The 4533-nt window shown below is 42.6% G+C and carries 5 protein-coding genes and 1 pseudogene; 2 read left to right on the top strand and 4 right to left on the bottom strand.

Annotation, left to right across the window (positions count from 1 at the left end; translation table 11 throughout):
• The first annotated feature begins 147 nt into the window (after positions 1-147).
• Both GXZ13_05475 and GXZ13_05480 read left to right on the top strand, forming a co-directional pair.
• Positions 148-363 carry a helix-turn-helix domain-containing protein gene (locus GXZ13_05475; protein NLX75264.1) on the top strand — a complete coding sequence of 72 codons (216 nt, stop codon included), beginning with the start codon at positions 148-150 and terminating at the stop codon, positions 361-363.
• Between the two features lie 249 nt (positions 364-612).
• On the top strand, positions 613-2025 hold the full coding sequence (locus GXZ13_05480; protein ID NLX75265.1) for a MobA/MobL family protein: 1413 nt from the start codon (positions 613-615) through the stop codon (positions 2023-2025).
• A 117-nt stretch (positions 2026-2142) separates the two neighbouring features.
• Here GXZ13_05480 and GXZ13_05485 read toward each other — a convergent pair whose 3' ends face one another.
• The 4 genes and pseudogenes from GXZ13_05485 to GXZ13_05500 form a co-directional block, all read right to left on the bottom strand.
• Positions 2143-2796, bottom strand: a complete 654-nt coding sequence (locus tag GXZ13_05485) for an ABC-2 transporter permease (protein ID NLX75266.1) — start codon at positions 2794-2796, stop codon at positions 2143-2145.
• A complete protein-coding gene (locus GXZ13_05490) occupies positions 2793-3515 on the bottom strand; it encodes an ABC transporter ATP-binding protein (protein ID NLX75267.1) in 723 nt (240 codons plus the stop codon). Before GXZ13_05490 ends, GXZ13_05485 begins: the two co-directional genes overlap by 4 nt.
• Positions 3512-3727, bottom strand: a complete 216-nt coding sequence (locus GXZ13_05495; protein NLX75268.1) for an AbrB/MazE/SpoVT family DNA-binding domain-containing protein — start codon at positions 3725-3727, stop codon at positions 3512-3514. Before GXZ13_05495 ends, GXZ13_05490 begins: the two co-directional genes overlap by 4 nt.
• A gap of 244 nt (positions 3728-3971) precedes the next feature.
• A pseudogene (locus tag GXZ13_05500) lies at positions 3972-4349 on the bottom strand (TnpV protein).
• Positions 4350-4533: the final 184 nt, after the last annotated feature.

Here is a 4533-nt window from a genome sequence, read left to right on the forward strand (position 1 = left end):
CGAAATGCGATTTGCAACCATTATTCCCGATAAATATTAAAAATAATTAGTATCAGGTTGCAGAATAGGTTGGCATCAGATAGCAAAATAAGTATAATCAACATTACGGGGTTGCAAAATGAGTATTTCGTAAAGGAGGGAGATAGCATGAGTACAGTTAAAATGGGATTAACCATCGAAGAAGCCGCCGAATGTACGGGTATCGGCAGAAACACAATGCGAAAGTTAGTCGAATGGGGTAAGCTGCCCGTCCTTAAAGTCGGACGAAAGGCTATTATCCGCAGCGATACGCTGGAGCATTTTATGACGGTCAATCAGGGCAGAAACCTTCTTGTCAGAGAAGATGTACGCAAGGTTGACTAATCGTTCTCTCAAGCCCTCGGCGTTTGAGAGCGAAATATACCCCTCGCACAAATCTGACAATTTGTACTCTTGGTATTTTGCCCTTGCAGGGAGCTAAGTATCAATATTGGGCAGGACATTCCCTCTATTGATACAGAGAAAATTGCACCGCAATTTTCTTCGCTGTCCCGCCGACAATGACCGCCGAAACAGCGGCAACAGCTCTGACGGTTGCAAAACGAGAACGCCCGTCACGGGAGAAAGGACACTATGGCAAGACACAGCTTCATACAGATGACGAAGCTGCCAAATGTCAAAGGACGCATTTCGTATATCACAAGCAAATCAAGGCAGGAGAACCTTTACGCCACCTACCGCACCGCTGATAATGCCTTTTGGAGCAACCTTGCAAGGGAAAGCCAGCAGGAATTTAAGCGAAGCGGAACGGAAGGAAAATGTATCGAAGCAAGGGAACTGGTTATCGCTCTGCCCGAAACTTTCACACAGTACGAACCGCAGGAGCTACTGCAACGGTTTACAGACGAGTTCCGTAAAAGGTATGGTGTGGAATGTGTATCGGCACTGCACCACAACAAACGCAAGACCAATTACCACATTCATCTGATATTCAGCGAAAGGACTTTACTCCCCGAAGCTGACATCAAGATTGCCACCCGAAGCGTATTTTATGATGAAACAGGTAAAAGGGTTCGCACCAAGAAAGAGATAACCGGCGAGGACGGAAAAATCCGTCAAGGCTGCACCGTCATCAAGAAAGGCGAGGTTTATGAAAACCATCTCTTTTCGGTAAAGGATGACTGCTACAAGAGCGAAGCATTTCTTGAGGGAGAAAAAGAGTTTTACACCGCTCTTATCAACAGCTATATTTCCGATCCCGAACAGCACCTGAAAGTATTTGATAACAACAGCGTGTATCTGCCTACTAAGAAAATCGGCAAGAACAATCCGAAAGAAGCGGAGATAAAAGCCGATAACGAAGCAAGGCAGGAATGGAACAGGACAGCGGATATGGCTCTTGTTACGGGAATTGCAGAAGCAAAGATAATGGAAATCAAGCAGACTGAGATACAGGACAAGGCAAGCGAGTCCATCCGTAAAAGCGGCTGGCTGCCTGATATGTTCCGCAGTATCATCGGCAAGGCAAAAGATTTTCTGCAAACTCTTATCCGTGAACAGGATATGCCTCCGAAGCCTACGCTCAATATCAATATGACGGAGTTCCGCATTATGCAGCAGCTTATGATACGAGTACAGGACAGTGCAAAGGAAATCAAGCATTTGCAGAACCGAGTATTACCGAAGCTGAAACAGGAGCTAAAAGACACCACAGGGCTTTTCAAGGGTAAGGAACGAAAGGCACTTGCCGAGAAGATACAGCAGACAGAGGAAGAAATCTCCGAAAAGCTGGACAAGCTCCCTGATATTCTGAAAGAGGACGGTTATCCCGATGTTCAGGCATTTATGGCAACCTACCGAGAAATGGAGGAGGTTGTGGAACGCTATAAGCGTGAGGTATGGGAATACAATCTGAAGCTCAAGCAGAAAGAAAATCCAGCCAAGAAACCGCCCGAAAAGCAGAGCGTCAGAGAACATCTCCGACAGCTTCAGGAAAAAGGCAGACAGCAGTCCCACAAAAAGAAATCCTTTGACAGAGACAGGTAACTTTGGAATTGACAACAACACCGCAGGGCATTCCTGTCTTGCGGACTTACATACATTTGCAGAAAGCACCCTGCAAGACAAAATCTTGCAGGGTGCTTCCACTGTCAGGATATCATATCACAAATCAATCTTCTCAAAGTTTTTTATTGACCGATGCATAGAAACTACGGTTAGCAGTGCAAAAGAGGCTATGCCAACCATAAATACACTCACCTGTAAACCGATATGCTCAAAGCCAAAAGCGTTCAGAGCCGAAAGTACTGGGATATGAAAGAGCGTCTCACCAATGCCTACAACAACAAAAGCGGCGACAATAAACGCAACAAATGGCTTTGCAAATTTATATGCTGTCTTGAAAAAACCGCCGACGAATATCAAATTGAACAGTCCTAAAATCAGCAACACAAAGCCAAGATACACAAGGTTGGCGTTCATCAGAGCGTTGTTTCTGTATACAGCAGCCTCCGATAATAATGTCATACGAATAAGTACAGCCACCGACGTCAGGATAAAATAACCAAGCTCCACCACAATGCAAAACGCATATTTCGCTCTTACAATATCACCTTTGGCAACAGGCAAAAGGGCGGTATAGGTAATGTCGTTCGCTTCTCTTGCGCTTTGGAACGACTGAAATAGTCCAAGGCATACAAAAAAGGAGCTGACGAGTATAGGATAGCCCGGCACAAATGCCATCAGTCCAAACACGATAAATATGTAAGAAAGAGGTGAAGCGGCAAGTTTCATTTCTTTTTTGAGTAGTTTTATCATACCTTGTCACCTCTTTCCATTCGTAATATACTTTCTTCCAAAGTTTCACCGTCTTTACAATAGTTTTTGCAAAAGTCATCCTTAGAACAGTTGGCAACAAGTCTGCCGTTTCGGATATACATAATATCATCAGCACATTTTTCTATATCCGAAGTGATGTGCGTTGAAAACAGCACAGCAACCCCTCTGTTTTTTAGTTCAATAAATAATTCCAGCAATTCGTCTCTGGAAAATGGATCAAGTCCGCTTGTTGGTTCGTCTAAAATCAGGATTTCTGCCCTGTGTGAAAGGGCGAGAAGAAGATTGAATTTTACTTTCATTCCTTCTGAAAGTTCGCAAGGCATCTTGCTTTCGTCAAGTGAGAACATTTCAAGATATTTCCGGTACGCTCCTTCGTCCCAATTCTGATAAAGGGTTTGCGTAACAGCAACAATATTTTTTATTTTCTTTTTCGGATAATAGTTGACTGCACCAGTGGAGAAGCCGATACGTTGCTTGATTTCCCGCTCATTACCTGAAAACGGCAAATCAAAATAACAAATCTCACTGCAATCTGTATGAACAAGTCCCAAAATGGATTTTATCGTTGTGGTTTTACCTGCTCCATTTCTGCCAATAAAACCAGTAATTCGCCCAGCGTTCAATTTAAAAGAAATGTCGGACAACACAAAAGGGGGATATGATTTACTTAAGTTTTTGATATTACAAAGTGTCATCATTCATCCTCCTCAGCGGATTCAAATATAGCGGCAGCGAACTGTGAAAACGTTGTTTTCGGAGGAATTGCAATTCCTCGCTTCTCATCTCCCAAAAGCACCAGTGTGTCGCCAGGTTTAATGTCGAATAATTCTCTTGCTTGCTTTGGTATAACAATTTGTCCTTTTTCGCCCACTGTGGCAGTCCAAGCATATTTTCCTTTCGGCTTTGGCATAAGAACATCTCCTTTATAAAGTATGATTTGTATAACTAATTATACTTCCGCCTTTTTTCTTTGTCAACAGTTCTCTCGCAAATCTGTAGCATTTTTGCAAAAATCGAATCGCTAATATAAAACCATTATCACCCGAAAACAAGTCTTAAAAAGCCTTGTATAGCAAGGAAAATGACGCTAAAAAGCGTTACTATTAAACAAAGGGCGAAGATACCAATAAAAGTATCTTCGCCCTCAAATAATGCTATGCGAAAATCAGTTCGCTATTAACGACCTCTCTTGCACAGGCTTGAATATTTCCCATCTTTCCAACCCATTCCATAGGCTGTTCTGTTTTGAGCTGTTCTGTCACGCCCTGCCTTTCTGCCATTTCTTTAATCGATCTATGGAACATTTGCTCCGCTTGTTGGTTTATATCAGCAAGATAGTGGTTCAGTGTGCCATCGAGCAGCATTGTAGTATAAATAATGTGCTTATGCTCCTTTAGATACTCTCTGTGACGTTATCCCCATAAACCGATAGGCTGTGTTTCTTCTTCAGAAAGTATCAGGCAAGGGATATAATAATCGCCTTGCAATTCATACCATAAACCGTTGCTTTCATCATAGATATACTTGTCCATTTATAAATCCTCCAATATATAATATATTCGCACATACGTCACAGTTCTCCGATTGCCACACTTTGTTATATCTTATTATTAGATTTTTCTTCCCTTGCTTTTTCCTGTTAATGCCATCTCTCCCTGTCCCATTGCTGACGTATTTGCCTGTCGCTGGATAGCCGAGTATGCTTGTCCATAATCC

This window comes from Synergistaceae bacterium (assembly GCA_012728235.1).
Classification (GTDB): Bacteria; Synergistota; Synergistia; order Synergistales; family Synergistaceae; genus JAAYFL01.